The following is a 16,955-nucleotide window of genomic DNA, read 5'->3' on the forward strand; positions in this document are numbered from 1 at the left end:
CTCAGCGGCCGAGGGCCTCGTCGACGAGGCCCTCCAGCGGCGTGCGCTCGGGCTCGCGCTCCCACACCATCCAGGGGCGCGTGCCGGCCCGGTAGGCGGCCTCGAGGGCGTTGCGCTCCTTGAGGGTGTCCGCGGGCTGCCAGAAGCCGTCGTAGGTGTAGGACAGCAGGCGGCCCTCCTTCGCCAGGCTCGTGCACGCGTCGCCGACGAGGTCCCCGTTCTCGGGGATGTAGTCGATCGCCTCGGGCCGCAGGGCGAAGTAGCCCCCGTTCTCCCGGATCCGCATGTCGGTGACCGGGTAGATCGAGTTCACCCGGTCGCTCGGGTCGACGTCCACGATGTGGAAGACGGCCTGCGGGGGCACGGCGAGCAGCGAGGCCGCGGCGTCCGAGCCCCGGAACGTCTCGATCATGTCGTCGATCGGGGCGTCGGTGAGCACGTCCGCGTAGTTGGCGAGGAAGATCTCCTCGTCCTCGACGAGGTGGCGCACCCGGCGCAGACGCTCGCCGATCGGCGACTCCAGCCCGGTGTGGACGAAGTGGATCGTCCAGTCGGCGATGTCGGAGCCCTGCAGCTCGACCTCGCCCTTGCGGAGCACGAAGTCGTTCGACTCGGTCTCGCGGTAGTCGAGGAAGTAGTCCTTGACGTGGTGGGCCCCGTACCCCAGGCACAGGATGAACTCCTTGTGCCCGAAGTGCGCGTAGTAGCGCATCACGTGCCAGATGAGCGGGCGCGGCCCGACCATCTGCATGGGCTTGGGTGCGTCGGAGTCCCCGTTGCGCATCCGCATGCCGTAGCCACCGCAGAAGAGAACGACCTTCACGGTCGCAGCACCTTGCCAGACCCGGGTTCGACCACCTGCAGCGAGGGGATCGGGAAGACGAGCGATCCGCCCCAGTCGGCCACGTGCGCGAGCTGCGCGGTGATCTCCTCCCGCAGGTTCCACGGGAGGACCAGGACGAAGTCGGGCCGGTCGGCGTCGATGCGCTCGGGCTCGTGGATCGGGATCCGCGTGCCCGGGGTGTAGCGCCCGTGCTTGTAGGGGTTCCGGTCGACCGTGTACGCCAGCAGGTCGGGGCGGATCCCGCAGTAGTTCAGCAGGGTGTTGCCCTTGCCCGGCGCGCCGTAGCCCACGACGGTCTTCCCGGCGTCGGCGGCGTCGACCAGGAAGCGCATGAGGTCGTTGCGGATCCGCGAGACCTCGCGGGCGAACCCGGCGTGGCCCTCGACGGTGTCCAGGCCGGCCGCGGTCTCCTCGGCGAGCACGTCGGCGACGGCCTGCGACGGCCCCTGACCGACCTCGGTGGGCCGCGCCCAGCACCGGATCGACCCGCCGTGGGTGGGCACGAGCTCGACGTCGACGAGCTCCAGGCCGCCCGAGCGCAGCGCCTTCTGCGCCGTGCCGAGCGTGTAGTACTGGAAGTGCTCGTGGTAGATCGTGTCGAACTGGCGGTACCGCATCAGCGTGAGCAGGTGCTGCACCTCGATCGACACCCAGCCGTCGTCGGCCACCATGGCCCGCAGGCCCTGGGTGAAGCCCACCAGGTCGGGGATGTGCGCGTAGACGTTGTTGGCGACGACGAGCGCCGCCGGCCCGTTCTCCGCGCGGACCGCCGCGCCGGTCTCCGGGGACAGGAACGCCGTCAGCGTCGGCACGCCCTTGTCGCGGGCGGCCTGCCCGACGTTGGCGCTCGGCTCGACACCCAGCGCGCGCATGCCGTCGGCGACCACGTGCTGGAGCAGGTAGCCGTCGTTGCTCGCGGCCTCGACCACGAGCGAGTCGGGACCGAGCCCGGCGCGCTCCGTGGCGGCGGTGACGAAGCGGCGGGCATGGTCCACCCACGACGTCGAGAACGACGAGAAGTACGCGTACTCCGTGAACGTCTCGTCGGGGTCGATCAGCGGGGGCAGCTGCACGAGCAGGCACGACGCGCAGACACGGGGGTGCAGGGGGAACGTCTGCTCCGGCGCCTCGAGGGCGTCCGCCGTGAGGAAGAGCTCGCACGGCGGGGTGGCGCCGAGGTCGACGAAGCTCGTCAGGTCGGGTGAGCCGCAGAGCCGGCAGGTGATCTTGGTGTCCACTCGGTCCATCTCAGTAGGCGCCGTCGCCGCGGAACACCGCGGAGACCGTCTTCCACATGATCACCAGGTCCATCGCGGGCGACCAGTTCTCCACGTACCGCAGGTCCAGGCGGACCGACTCCTCCCACGAGAGGTCGGAACGGCCGCTGACCTGCCACAGCCCGGTCATGCCGGGGCGGACGAGGAACTTGCGCTTGGCGGCGTCGGTGTAGACCTCGATCTCGCCGGGGAGCGGCGGGCGGGGCCCGACCAGCGACATCGAGCCGCCGATGACGTTGAACAGCTGGGGCAGCTCGTCGAGCGAGTAGCGCCGCAGGAGCTGGCCGATCCGGGTGACGCGCGGGTCCTTGCGCAGCTTGAACAGCGGCCCGGACCCGTCGTTGGTGCCGGCGACGAGGTCCTCGCGGAGCTTGTCGGCGTCCGGGACCATCGACCGGAACTTGATCATCTGGAAGGTCTTGCCGCGCTGCCCGACGCGGGTCTGCCGGTAGAACACCGGCCCGCCGTCGAGCTTCACGACGAACGCGATGACCGCGAACACCGGCGCCAGCAGCAGGAGGATCGCCGCGGTGGTGACGCGGTCGAACATCAGCTTGAACACCCGCGGCACGCCCGAGAGGCGCGGCTCGGTGAGGCGCAGCAGCGGCAGGCCGTCGACGGGCGCGACGTGCAGGCGCGGCCCGGCGACCTCCATGAGGCCCGGGTCGACGACGAGCTCGGAGCCGGTGCCCTCGAGGTCCCACGCCAGACGGTGGAGGCGCTTGGGGCTCCAGCCCGGCGTCGGGGCGACGGCGACGACGCCGTAGCGCCCGCTGCCCACGCTGGTGGAGAGGTCGTCGAGGTCCCCGATGACCGGGACGCCGGCCACGTGGCCCTGTCCCTCCTCGCCGAGACCGGTCGGCGTGCAGGCCGCGATGACAACCCAGCCCATGTGCGGCACGCGCCGGGTGCGCTCCACGAGGTCGCGCACCGACTGCTCGGTGCCGACGGCGAGGACGGGGAGCATCCCGCGGCCACGCTTGCGCGCCTGGTGCAGCCAGCGCCGCAGCATGTAGCGCCCGGCCATCGCCAGCAGGCCGGCGACGGGCAGGACGCCGAACACCCAGGGCCGCACGCCGAGGCGCTCGATCGCGAGGCCGCCGAGGCCCAGCACGATCGCCGCGGAGACGAACGCGCGGATCAGACGGCTCCACTCCTCCGCGCCCTGGCCGAGCGTGCGCGGGTCCCAGGCCCGGCAGGCGACGATCGCCAGGGTGACGAGCACGCCCGCCGCCCCGCCGAGCACCCACGGGTCGGAGCTCTGCGGGCCGACGCCCTCACCGAAGCCGACGAACGCGCCGAGCACGACGCAGATCGCGAGGGTGGCGAGGTCGGAGACGGCCACGGCGAGCGCGAACTTCAGCTGCCAGCTCGTGGCCACCGCGACGCTGCCGGGCTGCTCCGGGCCCTCGTCCTCCCAGATGCGCACGAAGCCCGGCGCCGTCGGCGCGGGCTCGACGAAGACGCCGCGCTCGATCCCGGTGTCGATGCCCGCGGACATCGGGGTGTCGATCCTGGGGTCGATCCTGCCGCCGATCCCGCGCGTGATCCCGGTCTCGACCGGGGTCCCGGTCGAGGCGTCGAGGGGCACGCCGGCCGGGCCGTCCGTCTTGGACGACCCCGCCTGCTCCTCGATCCGTGCTTGTCCGTGCTTCACGTCGCCCCCGTCGGTCGTACGCGTGGGCGTACCCACTCGTAGCACCTCGTCGGCCATGGACACCTTTCCGCTCGACGTATGACGCCCAGGGCCGCGGTGAGGTTGCGTGGCCGTTCACCCGAATTTCCGTCGAGCCGCCGGCACCTCACCGTGGTGCCGTCCGGATCAACGAATCGCCACCGGCACGGTCACGCCGATGACACCCAGGATTGGACCGGGCGGGGCACGGCCACGGTCGAGAACCCCGACCCGGGTACGCGCCGCCACCGTGCCGGGCATCGTGCCGCACGCCCGGAGCAGCCCCGGCGGCGCGGGTGCCCCGAACGCGCTCCCGACGGTCACGGTGACCATCTGTCGACGACACCACCGTGTACCCGGACGAACAGGACGAACCGGGTGCGACCGTCCGTCGTTGGTACCGCCGTAAGGGGCACGGCCTTGCTCGGTATGGTGCCGCCGGACGAACCACCTCGCCGGTTTCGTCCGGATTCGGCCCGGGGTCGCCGTCGATCACCGGTGATCGACCCAGTGATCGACCGGGTGATCGACCCAGCGATCGACCCCCTGATCGGCCTCCTGGCCGACGCAGCCCCGACCGCGCCAGACGAGGAGCGCCCCGATGCCCCACGACGCCGTCGCCCGACGGGCGACCCGGCCCGGTCGCATCGGCCGTCGCACCGGCCGTGCCACCCGCTCCGCCGTCGCGGTCACCGCCCTGCTCGCCGCCCTGCTCGCCGCCCTGCTGGGCGCCGGGGCCCCGGTGGCCACCGCCGCGCCCGACGCCCCCGGCGCCGACCGGGCGACCTGGGAGCTCCCGGCCGCCGGCGACGTGCTCGCCGCGTTCGACCGCAACGGCTACAACGAGCAGGACGGCGCGCCCCGACAGATCGCCTCGCCGACGGCACCGGGCCGCCAGGCCCTGGAGTTCCGGCTCGACGGCGGCGACCAGCGCAGCGAGGTCCAGCCCCGCGTGCCCGACCAGGTCGAGGGCGACGTGTGGTTCTACACGTACCGCGGCGGACTGGCGCGGGACTTCCCGACCGACACCGAGGCCTGGCAGGTCGTCCTGCAGTGGCACCACACCGGCGACTCGGGCTCGCCGCCCCTCGCCCTCGAGATCAAGCAGGGCCGGCTGCTGCTGGCCACGGAGGGCGAGAACCTCCAGGACCTCGGGCCCGTGCGGGGCGGCGACCGCCTCGACGTCACGATGCGTGTCGCGTTCTCGCAGGACCCGCAGCGCAGCGCCGTCGACATCTGGCGCGACGGCCGTCCCGTCCTCGAGGGCCACCGCCCGCCGGCCGGCACGATGCTCGACGGCTCCAACTACCTGAAGGTCGGTCTCTACCGGGCCACCGCGATCGACGAGGGCGGGCGGCTGTGGGTCGACGACCTGCGGGTCGGGCGCACGATGGCCTCCGTCTCCCCCACAGCCCGCACCGGCTCGGCCACGGCCGGCGAGGACGAGGACGAGGACGAGGACGCCGACCCTGCCGTCGCGGCCTCCCCGTCGGGCGCCGCCGCCGGCCGTGACGGCGACGCCGTGACCTGGGTGGCCGGCGTGCTGCTCGTCGCGGTCGTGCTCCTGCTGGTGGCCACCCGCCGCGACGCCCGCACCCGGCGCTGAGCGCCGGGCCGACCCGCACCCGACGAGGGATTCCGGCAGGGCGACTCGGTCACCGCGCGCGCCGGCCGCCGGGTCCTGCGTGTCACCATGGTCACCGTCGCAGGCGACGATCCGCCGTGGTGTAAGGGCAACACCTCGGATTTTGGTTCCGATGATCCAGGTTCGAATCCTGGCGGCGGAGCAGCGGCTCACGGGGGTCCTCTCGTCCGGTCGGCCGATCGGCATGCGTCGAGCAGAAACGATGCCGTCGCGTCCGGGTCAACCTCGATGGTGAGAGCACCGCCGGACGCGCTGCGTGTCCGGCTTCGCTACGCTGAGCTGGTGCCCCGCTCCCCACGTCGGTACGTCGGACCGGCGACCGCGCTCGTGGGTGGCGTGTCCCCGGGCCGGTGCCGTCCTCCGACACCCGGCACCGGAGAAGTGACCCCTCCGACCACATGAGCGGCCCCGAGCAGCCCGGCACGGCGGACAAGACCGCCGAGGCGACGGCACAGCCGTCGGTCGACAAGCTCTCGAAGACCCTCCAGCGCGGGGCGAAGATCTCCGCGATCGTCCTGGTCGTCACGCAGTCGATCTCGCTGATCCAGACGCTGGCGGTCGCCCGCCTGCTCAGCCCGGCCGAGGTCGGCGCCTTCACCGCCGGGTCGATCCTCGTCAACTTCCTCGTGACGTTCTCCGAGGGCGGCCTGCGGGCCGCGCTCATCCAGCGCGAGAAGGACCTCGAGGACGCGGCGGACACCGTGTTCTGGGTGACGCTGGTCAACGGCATCGTGATGTCCGGCATCGCGTTCGCCCTCTCCCCGCTGATCGGGGCCTTCTTCGGCGGGGACGTGGCCGGCGCGGTCTGCGCCGCCACCGCGGCGGTCCTGGCCATCCACGCGCTGACCAACGTGCCCGACGGCCTGATGCAGCGGCGCTTCAACTTCAAGCGCCGGATGATCGTCAACCCGTCGACGGCGGTGACGTTCGCGGCCACCGCGATCGCGCTCTCCGCGCTCGACTTCGGCGTGTGGGGCCTCGTCATCGCCCTGTACGCCTCGCAGGTCGTGACCCTGGTGCTCACCTGGTGGCTCGCGGGCTGGTGGCCGGGCCGTGGGCACTTCAGCTTCACGATCTGGCGGGAGATGGCGCGGTTCGCCCTCCCCCTCATCGCCAGCGAGTTCGCCCAGAAGGGCCGCGAGTTCGCCGAGGCGGGCCTCACCGGCCGCGTCCTCGGCGAGGCCTCGCTGGGCATGTACCGCTACGGGCGGCGCATCGCGGCCCTGCCCGGCACGGCGATCATCCAGATCGCCTCCTACGTGCTCTTCCCGGCGTTCTCGCGCATCGCCAAGGACGCGGGACGGCTCCGCCGGGGCTTCCTGCGGGCGATGACCGCGCTGTGGGTCACGTCGTTGCCCGCCGGGGCGCTGCTCGTCGCGATCGGCGAACCCCTGGTGGTCATCGCGCTGGGCGAGCAGTGGCGCGGCGCGGGCCTCGTGCTCATGGGCATGGCCGGCTACGGCCCCGGGATGGCGCTGGGCTCGATCGGCAAGGAGTCCATCAAGGGCACCGGCCGCAGCCGCCTGCTCAACTGGGTCACCGGCACCAGCCTCGTCGTCAGCATCACCGCCCTGGTGATCCTGCTGCCGACCCTCGGACTGCTCGGCGTGGGCATGGCCGCCTCGGCCGAGGCGCTCTGCGCCGGCACGCTGGCAGTCGTCATCGGCATGCGGGTCGCCGGCGTCCGCGTCCGGGACGCCCTCAAGGTCCTGCTCCCGGTGCTGGTCGCCGGGGTCGCCGCGATGGGCGCGACCTTCGTCCTCGAGAACGGCTTCTTCCACTCCGACGGGCGCCCGATCGTCGTCGGGCTCGGCCTGCTGCTGGTCGACGTCCTCGTCTTCCTGGGCCTCTACCTGGGCCTGCTGCGCATCCTCTCCCCCTCGGTGAGCCGGGAGCTCGCCTCCGGGGTGCGGTCGGCGCTGCGCCGCCCCAAGAAGGGGCCGACGGGGTCCGACGCCGCCGTCCCCGAGCCGGAGCCCGAGGTCGTGCCGACCGCGGCGGTCCCGACCGCCGCCGGGGCGCCGACCGAGGCGATCGCGTCCCGTGAGGCCACTCCCGAGTGGAACGCGCTCGACGCCCCCACCGTGCTCATCGCCTCCGGCGAGGGTGTCGAGACCGCGCCGCCCTGGGCCGTCGCGGTCACCGAGCGCCTCTACCTGGCCCCCGTGACGCCGCCGGCCGACGGCCACACGAACGGCCACACGAACGGCCACACCGCCAACGGCCACGGGCCCTCGGAGGACCACACCAACGGCCACTCCAACGGGCACACCAACGGGCACACCAACGGGCACACCAACGGGCACACCAACGGGCGGGGCCCGGGCCGGGCGCGACCGGGACACCCCGCCCACGCACGGCGTGACGGGCGCCACGACCGCGACGCGGAGCCGCTGCAGATCGTGCGTCGCTCACGTCACGACGGCTCCTGAGCGCGGTCGAGCCGACCGGGCCTTCACCCTGTCCGGGTACTGTCGAGCAGGCCGGGAGGTGCGGTGCCCAGCGGGACGGGGCGCCCCTCACGACTCATCCGACAGGCGATCCGGGAGCGGTGTGACGGTCAACAGCAACGGTGGACGGACCCGGGCGCGACGAGTCGTCGCCGCCCTCACCACCGCGATCGTCGCCGTGCTCGTCGTGCTGGTCGCGCCGCCCGCCCTCGCCGACGAGCAGAGCCCCCCCGGGGGCAACCCGTTGATCTGGCGGGCCGACACCGGCGGCGACATGCTCGACTCGTTCAACCGCAACGACTACAACGAGCAGGACGGCGCCCCGCAGGAGGTCTCCTCCCCGACCGGGCACGGCAGCGCCCTGCAGTTCACCCTCGACGGCGGCGACCAGCGCAGCGAGCTCCTGCCGCGCGTCCCCGACGGCCGCGAGGGCGACGTCTACTACTACGGGTACCGCGGCCAGCTGGCCGACGACTTCCCCGTGGACGCCGACCGCTTCCAGATCTTCATGCAGTGGCACCACTACGGCGACGAGGGCTCGCCCCCGGTGGCCATCGCCATCCAGAGCGGCCAGCTCATGATCACCGGCGGCGACGACAACCGGAACGAGCGCTACGAGCAGCCGATCACCCGCATCCAGCCCGGCGACCCGATCGACATCATCGTGCGGATCGTGTTCTCCCGGGACCCGGGCACGGGCACGGTCGACGTGTGGTCCCAGGGCCGCCGCACCGTGACGGCGTTCCACCCGCCGGACGGCACGCTCTACGACGACGGCGACTACATGAAGGTCGGGCTCTACCGCTCCGAGGACCTCACCGACCGCGCCCAGCTGACCATGGACGACGTGGCCGTCGGTCGCACCCGCGCGGCCGTCGACGCCGCGATGGTCGACCAGGGCGCCTCGTCCAGCGAGGGCAGCCCCGACGCCTCGCCCGAGGAGTCCACAGGGTCCGAATCGGGCCTGCGGACGGGCCTCGCCGCCGGCACGCTCGCGCTCATCGCGATCGTCGTCGCGGCGGTCGTCGTGGTGCGGCGCCGCCAGAAGATCTGAGGACCGGGCGGGTCCTGCAGGGCGGGCGTCAGGCCGCGGCGGCGGCGCGGTCGCGCCGGTGCAGCATCCAGCCCAGCGGGGCCGTCGCGGCGTGCAGCAGACGAGCCTGGGGGCTGGTCAGGTCGCGCCCCTGGTCGCGGAACGAGCGGCCCTGGTCCCACGAGAAGCGTGAGTAGTTCGCCGCGGCGCGCACGAACCAGCGCGGGTCGTGGCGGAACCAGTCCAGCTCCTCGTTGAGGGTGACGCGCCAGCGCAGCGCGAACGCCGGCGCGCGCCACACCGCGGACGAGCGGCTCTGCTGCGTGATCGAGTCGTTGCCGTCGACGTGGTAGGTGCGCAGCACCTCGTTGACGAACCGCGTCCGGTAGGAGCGCGAGATGCGGTTCCACACGATCGCGTCGGGCACGTTCGGCTGGCCGTCGACCTCGGGGAACGGGAACTCCCGGCGCACGGCCGTGGTCTGGAAGCCCCACTTCTCGCCGGTCACGTGGTACCGGTAGCGGATCTCCAGCGCGTCGGAGTCGGTCGGGTCGTGCGGGAAGCGCGAGCCGACGATCTCGCCGTGCTGGTCGTCGCAGAGCGCGGTGACCGCCGAGAACGAGGCGCGCTGCGACTCCGGGATGCCGGCCCAGTGCGCGGCGAAGCGCTCGAGCGCCTCGGGCCGGCACTCGTCGTCGGAGTCCAGCGGCAGGAACAGCTCCCCGTGCGCCTCGCGGGCGCCCAGGTTCGCGGCCTTGTGCTTGCCGCCGTGGTCCTGGACCAGGTAGCGGATCGGGAAGTCCGCCTCGGCGGCCCACCCCGCCACGAGCTCGGCGGTGCCGTCGGTGGAGCCGTCGTCGACGATGAGCCACTCGAAGTCACGCAGGGTCTGCGCCTGCAGGCTCGCGTAGACCCGCGGCAGCGTGTGCGCGCGGTTGTAGGAGGCGGTGAACACCGTGAACTGCGGTCCGGGGAGCGGGGCCACGACACGAGGTTAGCGGGCAGAACGGACGCCCCCCGCCCGGGTCCGGACCCCCGGGGCCGGGTCGCTCGGACGTGGCGCGCCACCCGCTCTACCCTTTTGGCCCATGCGCCCGGATCGGACCGCCTCGAGGTTCACCCGCACGCCCGCCTATGTACTCGGCGGGTACGAAGCAGGGCTGGCTGTCGTCGGCTCACTCGGCCGAGCGGGTGTCCCCGTCGTCTCGGTCGTCACCACGCCCCGGGAGACGACGCGGCACTCGCGGCGGATCGCCGCCGGCGTGACCGTGCCCGACCCCGCCGACCGCACGCTCGAGTACGTCGAGGCGCTGCTGCGCCTGGCCGACGAGTACGGGCCCGGCCTGATCGTGCCGACCACCGACGAGAGCCTCGAGGCGGTCGCCGCCCACCACGACGCGCTCTCCGCGCGGCACACGGTGGCCTGCGCGACCGACCGCGTCGCCCAGGGCTTCCTCGACAAGCGCATCACCTCCGAGATCGCCGACCGCGCCGGTGTCGAGGCGCCGCGCACCGCGTCGCCGACCTCGCCCGAGGAGCTCGAGGCGCTGGTCGGCCGGCTGCGCTTCCCGTGCCTCGTCAAGCCGGCCGAGAGCTACCGCTACAACCGCGCCTTCGGCGTGAAGATGAAGCGGGTGCACACCCCCGACGAGCTGCGCGCCGCCTGGGGCGAGGCGCACGCGCTCGCCATCGGCACGATGGTCCAGGAGCTCATCCCGGGCCCGGAGACCGGCGGGGTCAACTACAACGTCTACGTCGTCGACGGCGAGCCGCGCGTCGAGATGACGTCGCGCAAGCTGCGCCTCTCGCCGTCCGACTTCGGCTACCCCTGCGCCGTCGTCAGCGGCCGCGTGCCCGAGGTGGTCGAGCCGGGCCGCGCGATCGTCGCCGCGATGGGCATCGAGGGCTTCGCCAACGTCGAGTTCAAGCAGGACGAGCGCAACGGCCGCCACTACCTCATGGAGGTCAACGGCCGGCCGAACATGTCGGGTCGCCTGGCCGTCCGCGCGGGCGTCGACTTCCCGCTGCTGACCTACCGCCACCTCGTCGACGGCGTGCTGCCGACGCAGACCCCGTGGCGCGAGGGCGTGCACTGGGTCAACGAGTTCAAGGACCCCCGCGTCCTCGCCACGCGCTGGCGCGAGGGCCGGCTCGCCCCGCTCGGCGGCCTGCGGCCCTACGTGTCCTCGCGGGTGCTCGCCACGTTCGACGCGTCCGACCCGCGCCCGTTCCTGGCCCGCCTGGGCTCCGGGATCACGCCGGACAAGACGCCCGCGACGCCGGACCGCGCCGCCCACTAAATCTCGCCGGGCAGGGGAGAACGCCCGCCCGGCCGGGTATCCGCACGGCCATGTCGAGCCGTGACACGGCCCCGGAGGGGCCCCACACCGTGGACGGCGTCACCGTGACGCCCCCGAGCCTCGTCCGGCGGGCCGTCACGGCCTCGGGGATCGGCAACGTCACCGAGTGGTACGACTTCGGCGTCTACGCCTACCTGGAGACGACGATCCAGGTGGTGTTCCTGCCGCCGGGCACCGCGGGCGGTCCCGTCATCACCGCCGCCCTGTTCGCGGCGTCGTTCCTCGCGCGGCCCTTCGGCGGGCTGTTCTTCGGGCCGCTGGCCGACCGCATCGGCCGGACGAAGACCCTCGCCACGACCATGCTCCTGATGGCCGTCGCCACCTTCGGGATCGGCGTCCTGCCCACCTACGCCTCCATCGGTCTCGCGGCGCCGCTCCTGCTGCTGCTGTGCCGGCTGCTGCAGGGCTTCTCCACCGGCGGGGAGTACGCGGGGGCGATGACGTTCGTCGCCGAGTACGCGCCCGACCGGCGCCGCGGCTTCCTGGCGAGCTTCCTGGAGTTCGGCACGATCACCGGCTACCTGCTCGGTGCCGGTGTCGTCACCGTGCTCCAGGCCGTCCTCGGCGAGAACTCCCCCGAGCTCCTGAGCTGGGGCTGGCGCATCCCGTTCCTCATCGCCCTGCCGATGGGCATGATCGGGCTCTACCTGCGCTACCGCCTCGAGGAGACCCCGGCGTTCTCCCAGCTCTCGGAGTCCTCCGAGGAGCAGGGCCAGCAGTCGTTCCGCGAGTTCTTCCGCGCCGCGGCCCGCTACGGGTGGAAGCCGGTCCTCGTGTGCGGCGGCCTGGTGATCGTCTTCAACGTCACCAACTACACGCTCACCACGGTCGTGCCCACCTACCTCACCGAGACCCTCGGCGAGTACGGGGCGCCGACGCTCACGACGACGACGTCGCACATCCTGCAGATCATCCTGTTCCTCGTGCTCCTCGCGATCGTGCCCGTGCTCGGCAAGCTCGCCGACCGCGTGGGCCGCAAGCCGATCATCCTCACCGGCTGCATCATGCTCGTGGTGCTCGCCGTCCCGGCCTTCCTGCTGATGCGCACCGGGTCCATCCCCGGTGTGCTCGCGGGCCTGCTCCTGCTCGGCCTGACGATGGTGTGCTTCAACGCCACCATGCCCTCCACGCTGCCGTCCCTGTTCAGCACCGGCGTGCGCTACGGGTCGCTCGCGATCACCTTCAACATCGCGGTCTCGGTCTTCGGCGGGACGACGTCGGTCATCGTCGAGGGGCTCATCGCCCTCACCGGGGTGCTCGTGATGCCGGCGGTGTACCTGATGCTCGCGGCCGTCGTCGGCCTCGTCGCCGTGCGCTACCTGCGGGAACCGGGGACTCAGCCGCTGCCGGGCTCGAACCCGGCGGCCACCTCGGACGAGGAGGCCCGCGAGCTCGCGGCCGCACGCGGCTGAGGGTCGAGCGGGGGCAGGACGTCGGTCGGGCGCTCGCGGGGGTCGAACGCGCGCGGGTCGGGGCCGGGGTCGGTGACGACGTCGGCCCAGGCGTCGACGGCGAGGGCCACCACCAGCACGACGGCCACGGCCACGCCGAGGGCGCCGAACGTGTCGGTCGGGTAGTGGTAGCCGCGCCCGACGAGCGACGCGACGACCGTCCCGACGAGCACCGCGAGCCCGCCGACCGTCAGCAGGCGCAGGGCCCGAGGCAGCGTGGGCAGGCCCAGCACCAGGACCGCGCCGGCCACCGCCAGCGAGCCCACCGAGGTGGCGTGCCCGCTGGGGAAGGCCAGCTCGTCGCCGCGCGTGCGCTCGACGAGCGGCTTGAGCACGAGCGACGTCGTCACCATCGCCGTGGGCGGACCGGCGAGGACGAGCGCGAGCCCGCGCCCGCCGCGCAGCCACCAGGCGAGCGGCGCCAGCACGAGCAGGGCCACGACGACGGGCGCGGGGCCGCCGAGCGTCGCGAACCCCTGCCCGACCGCGCGGGCCGTCCCCTGGCGCATCTCGAGCAGCCCCGAGAGCTGCCGGTCGGTGCGCCCGCCGTCCGAGTCGCCCGCGTAGCGCCAGGCCAGGGCCGCGACGGCCGTCGCCGCGACGGCCGCGAGCACGGCCGTACGGCCGCGCAGGTGGTCACGGATCAGGGGTGCGTCGCGGTCGGCGAGCGACCGTGCGGACCCCGGGGACGAGCGCGCCATGGTGATCGAGGATGCCTCATCACCGGGGTGGGTACAGGCGCCTCCCCGGCACGTAGGAGAGTGACCCCCGACGATCGGCGCTGCGTCCACCTCTCGGCGCGGCCCTTCGCCCGATCGTCTGAATCAGGACTCCCGACGGGGGTCCCGGGACGCCGGAGGTGGCGATGCTCCCGGGAAGCACGACGAGCGCACCGGCGCGCCCGCGGACCCGCACGCCCGCGCGGGCCGAGCTCGTCGGCCGCGCCAGCGCCGCCACCCTCACGGCCACGCGTGTCCCGTGCCCCGACCCGCAGGGCAGCCTGGCCACGCTCGAGGACGTCCTGCGCGCGACGGCCACCGGCCCGTGCGAGCCGGGTCTGCGGGCGCTCCTGCTGCGCCAGACCCTGGTCGCGCGCGTCGTCCTCGCCGCCGACCCGGCTCACGCCGCCTCCGGCCCCGCGCTCGACGAGCTGGTCGACGAGCTGCTCGCACTGGTCGCCGAGCACGGGCTGACGCTCTTCGCCGCCGACGCGCACATGCTGCTGGCGCGCCGCGCCATGCTCGACGCCGACGACGACCGTGCCCTGTCGGCGGTGTCGACGGCGCTGTCGCACCTCGAGGAGCCCGTCCTCGTCGACCACGCCCCCACCGTCGCGGAGCACCGCGAGAACGTGCAGGGCTCCCGTCGCCTCGCGGCCGGCACGCTCGTGTCGCTGGGCATGCACGACCTGGCGGAGACCCTGCTCGACCAGGCCCACGCGCTCTCCGACGACCACGCGGGCCCCGCCTACGAGCACGTGCGTGTCGGCCTGTCGTGGGGCCTGCGTCTGGAGCGCGGCGGGCACCAGGGCTCCGAGCGGCTGCGCGCGGCCGCCGACGCCGCCGACGGGATGCGGCGGGGCGCGAGCGCCGTCGAGCAACCCCTGCTGCGGGCCGCGGGCGTCCTGGGTCGCCACGCGCCGGGCCGGGCGGCCGCCACCGTCGAGCGCCACCTCGCCCGCCACGACGCGCTGGCCCTCGCCCGCGTGCCGTACCTCCCGTCGCAGCACGACCGCCTGCTCGTCCACGTCGCCCGGGCCCGCGCCCTCGAGCGGGCCGGCGACGCGGACGCCGCGGCGACCCTGCTCGCCGGGGTGCGCGCCCGCCCCCCGCGTGGCGAGCAGAGCCTCATGCTCTCGGTCACCCGGGAGCTCGCCCGGCTCCGGGCACTGCTCGCGCTGTCGTGCGACCCGCCGAACCACGCGGCGAAGGCCGCGCTCGCCGACTACACCGCGGACCTCGAGGCCGAGCTGTGGGCCCTGCAGCAGGCGCGCGTGCTGTCGCTGCAGACCCGACTCGCGCACGACCGGCTCAGCCGCGAGCACGGTCAGGTCGCGGCGCTCGCGCTGGCCGATCCCCTGACCGGCCTGCCGAACCGCCGCGCCCTCGACGGCTTCCTCGACGAGGCCCTCGCCGCCGCGGCCCTGCGCGGGGCGGGCCCGGGGCCGGCGGTCGTGATGATCGACGTCGACCGCTTCAAGCAGATCAACGACGCGATCTCCCACGCCCGCGGCGACGAGGTGCTGCGCGGCGTGGCGGCGGCGCTGCGGTCCTCGCTGCGGGCGCCGGACCTGGTCGCGCGCTACGGCGGCGACGAGTTCGTCGTCGTCCTCCCCGACACCGCGGCCGGCGACGCCGGGGCGGCGATGGCGCGGGCGCGGGCGGCGGTGGCGGCCCTGCCGACCGGAGGCGACGCCGGCGGGACCTCGACCCACCGACGCCGCCGCGACGTCGTGACCCTGTCCGTCGGTGTCGTCGCGGCCCGTCCCGGCGAGGACGCCACCGAGGTCCTCGCCCGGGCCGACGCGGCGATGTACGCGGTCAAACGGGCCGGCGGGGATGCGGTCCGGGTGCACGAGGCGACCCCGTCCGGCACCCGGCCCTGAGCCGCCCCGAGGGCCCTCGGACGCACGCCCCCATCCCCGCGCGAGGGGACGGTCGTAGGATCAGGCGCGACGAGCCCCGGACCCGGGGCCGGCCCGCGCACGAGTGGGAGCCAGTAGAGCCGATGCCGCCGAGCCCGACCGCCGTCGTCGTCCTCGCCGCCGGTGAGGGCACCCGGATGCACTCGGCCACCCCCAAGGTGCTGCACCCGGTCGGTGGCCGCAGCCTCCTCGGGCACGCCGTGCACGCCGCCGCGGGTACCACCCCCGAGCACCTCGTCGTGGTCGTGGGGCACGAGCGCGAACAGGTCGGCACCCACACGATCGGGCTGGCCGCGGAGCTCGACCGCGAGGTCGTCACCGCCGTGCAGGACCGCCGTCGCGGCACCGGACACGCGGTCGCCTGCGGCATCGCCCGGCTGCCCGACGACCTCGAGGGCACCGTCGTCGTCTCCTACGGCGACGTGCCCCTGCTCGACGCCGCCACCATGCGGGCCCTGCTCGCCGAGCACGTCGACGGCGGGTACGCGGTGACGCTGCTGACCGCCGAGCTCGACGACCCCCGCGGCTACGGGCGGGTCGTCCGGGACGACGCCAACCAGGTCACCGCGATCGTCGAGCACCGCGACGCGACGCTCGAGCAGCTCGCGATCAACGAGGTGAACTCGGGCGTCTACGCCTTCGACCTCGCCTTCCTGCGCGAGGCGCTCGGGCACCTCACCACCCACAACTCCCAGGGCGAGCTCTACCTCACCGACGTGGTCGCGATCGCCGCCGAGTCCGGGCGCGGGGCCGGTGCGGTGGAGACCGCCGACCCGTGGCTCGTCGCCGGGGTCAACGACCGTGTGCAGATGGCCTCGCTCGGCGCCGAGCTCAACCGCCGGCTGCTCGAGCGCTGGATGCGCGCGGGGGTCACGGTGGTCGACCCGACGAGCACCTGGATCGACGTCGGCGTCCGCCTCGAGCGCGACGTCACGCTGCACCCGGGCACGCAGCTGCACGGGCGCACCACCGTCGCCGAGGGCGCCACGGTCGGGCCCGACACCACGCTCACCGACGTCGTCGTCGGCGCGCGGGCCGCCGTGGTGCGCACGCACGGCTCGTCGTCGCGCATCGGGCCCGAGACCTCGGTGGGGCCCTTCGCCTACCTGCGCCCGGGCGTCGAGCTCGACGCCCGCGGGAAGATCGGCACGTTCGTCGAGGTCAAGAACGCCCACATCGGCGAGGGCAGCAAGGTGCCGCACCTCACCTACGTCGGCGACGCCACCATCGGCGAGGGCAGCAACATCGGGGCGTCCTCGGTGTTCGTCAACTACGACGGCGTCACCAAGCACCGCACGACCGTCGGCTCCCACGTGCGCACGGGCTCCGACAACACCTTCGTCGCCCCCGTGACCATCGGCGACGGCGCGTACACCGGTGCCGGCACCGTCGTCCGCGAGGACGTGCCCCCGGGCGCGCTCGCGGTGTCCTCGGGGCCGCAGCGCAACGTCGAGGGCTGGGTCGGGCGCAAGCGCCCGGGCACCGCAGCGGCCCAGGCCGCCGAGCAGGCCGGCAAGGCCGCCACCCGGGCCGCCGGCTCGGACGACCACGAGCAGGAGGACCCGTGACCGTGAGC

At 73.8% G+C, this 16,955-nt stretch carries 12 protein-coding genes and 1 tRNA gene; 8 read left to right on the forward strand and 5 right to left on the reverse strand.

What is annotated here, in order from left to right; translation table 11 throughout:
* Nucleotide 1: 1 nt before the first annotated feature.
* Genes PH191_RS08680 through PH191_RS08690 form a run of 3 tightly spaced genes read right to left on the reverse strand, consistent with a single transcriptional unit; the run spans nucleotide 2 to nucleotide 3,778 of the window.
* Nucleotides 2-823 (reverse strand): glycosyltransferase family protein, encoded by an 822-nt coding sequence (locus tag PH191_RS08680; RefSeq protein WP_274194220.1) that lies wholly within the window; start codon nucleotides 821-823, stop codon nucleotides 2-4.
* Nucleotides 820-2,082, reverse strand: a complete 1,263-nt coding sequence (locus tag PH191_RS08685) for a class I SAM-dependent methyltransferase (RefSeq protein WP_274194221.1) — start codon at nucleotides 2,080-2,082, stop codon at nucleotides 820-822. The genes PH191_RS08680 and PH191_RS08685 overlap by 4 nt, the downstream gene beginning before the upstream one ends.
* Before the next feature lie 10 nt (nucleotides 2,083-2,092).
* On the reverse strand, nucleotides 2,093-3,778 hold the full coding sequence (locus tag PH191_RS08690) for a sugar transferase (RefSeq protein ID WP_337994050.1): 1,686 nt from the start codon (nucleotides 3,776-3,778) through the stop codon (nucleotides 2,093-2,095).
* 619 nt (nucleotides 3,779-4,397) lie between these two features.
* Here PH191_RS08690 and PH191_RS08695 point away from each other — a divergent pair.
* The 4 genes from PH191_RS08695 (at nucleotide 4,398) to PH191_RS08710 (ending at nucleotide 8,945) form a co-directional block, all read left to right on the forward strand.
* Entirely contained in the window at nucleotides 4,398-5,402 is a 1,005-nt protein-coding gene (locus tag PH191_RS08695; RefSeq protein ID WP_274194222.1) for a heparin lyase I family protein, read from the forward strand.
* Between the two features lie 110 nt (nucleotides 5,403-5,512).
* A tRNA-Gln gene (locus tag PH191_RS08700) sits at nucleotides 5,513-5,583 on the forward strand.
* Nucleotides 5,584-5,839: 256 nt separating this feature from the next.
* Complete coding sequence (locus tag PH191_RS08705) at nucleotides 5,840-7,873, forward strand: lipopolysaccharide biosynthesis protein (RefSeq protein ID WP_274194223.1); 2,034 nt, start codon at nucleotides 5,840-5,842, stop codon at nucleotides 7,871-7,873.
* Nucleotides 7,874-7,994: 121 nt separating this feature from the next.
* Entirely contained in the window at nucleotides 7,995-8,945 is a 951-nt protein-coding gene (locus tag PH191_RS08710; RefSeq protein ID WP_274194224.1) for a heparin lyase I family protein, read from the forward strand.
* A 28-nt stretch (nucleotides 8,946-8,973) separates the two neighbouring features.
* On the opposite strand, the gene PH191_RS08715 is transcribed toward PH191_RS08710, so the two are convergent.
* Nucleotides 8,974-9,909 (reverse strand): glycosyltransferase family A protein, encoded by a 936-nt coding sequence (locus PH191_RS08715; RefSeq protein ID WP_274194225.1) that lies wholly within the window; start codon nucleotides 9,907-9,909, stop codon nucleotides 8,974-8,976.
* Between the two features lie 103 nt (nucleotides 9,910-10,012).
* On the opposite strand from PH191_RS08715, the gene PH191_RS08720 reads away from it, so the two are divergent.
* Nucleotides 10,013-11,224 carry a carboxylate--amine ligase gene (locus tag PH191_RS08720; protein ID WP_274194226.1) on the forward strand — a complete coding sequence of 404 codons (1,212 nt, stop codon included), beginning with the start codon at nucleotides 10,013-10,015 and terminating at the stop codon, nucleotides 11,222-11,224.
* 50 nt (nucleotides 11,225-11,274) lie between these two features.
* On the forward strand, nucleotides 11,275-12,696 hold the full coding sequence (locus PH191_RS08725) for an MFS transporter (protein WP_274194227.1): 1,422 nt from the start codon (nucleotides 11,275-11,277) through the stop codon (nucleotides 12,694-12,696).
* On the opposite strand, the gene PH191_RS08730 is transcribed toward PH191_RS08725, so the two are convergent.
* Entirely contained in the window at nucleotides 12,621-13,436 is an 816-nt protein-coding gene (locus PH191_RS08730) for a phosphatase PAP2 family protein (RefSeq protein WP_274194228.1), read from the reverse strand. The genes PH191_RS08725 and PH191_RS08730 overlap by 76 nt on opposite strands.
* Before the next feature lie 164 nt (nucleotides 13,437-13,600).
* Between PH191_RS08730 and PH191_RS08735 the strand changes: the two genes are divergently transcribed.
* A complete protein-coding gene (locus PH191_RS08735; RefSeq protein ID WP_274194229.1) occupies nucleotides 13,601-15,340 on the forward strand; it encodes a GGDEF domain-containing protein in 1,740 nt (579 codons plus the stop codon).
* Nucleotides 15,341-15,462: 122 nt separating this feature from the next.
* Nucleotides 15,463-16,947: a bifunctional UDP-N-acetylglucosamine diphosphorylase/glucosamine-1-phosphate N-acetyltransferase GlmU gene (glmU, locus tag PH191_RS08740; RefSeq protein ID WP_274194230.1), complete on the forward strand. Its 1,485-nt coding sequence runs from the start codon at nucleotides 15,463-15,465 to the stop codon at nucleotides 16,945-16,947.
* Nucleotides 16,948-16,955: the final 8 nt, after the last annotated feature.

This window comes from Actinomycetospora callitridis, from assembly GCF_028737265.1.
Classification (GTDB): domain Bacteria; phylum Actinomycetota; class Actinomycetes; order Mycobacteriales; family Pseudonocardiaceae; genus Actinomycetospora; species Actinomycetospora callitridis.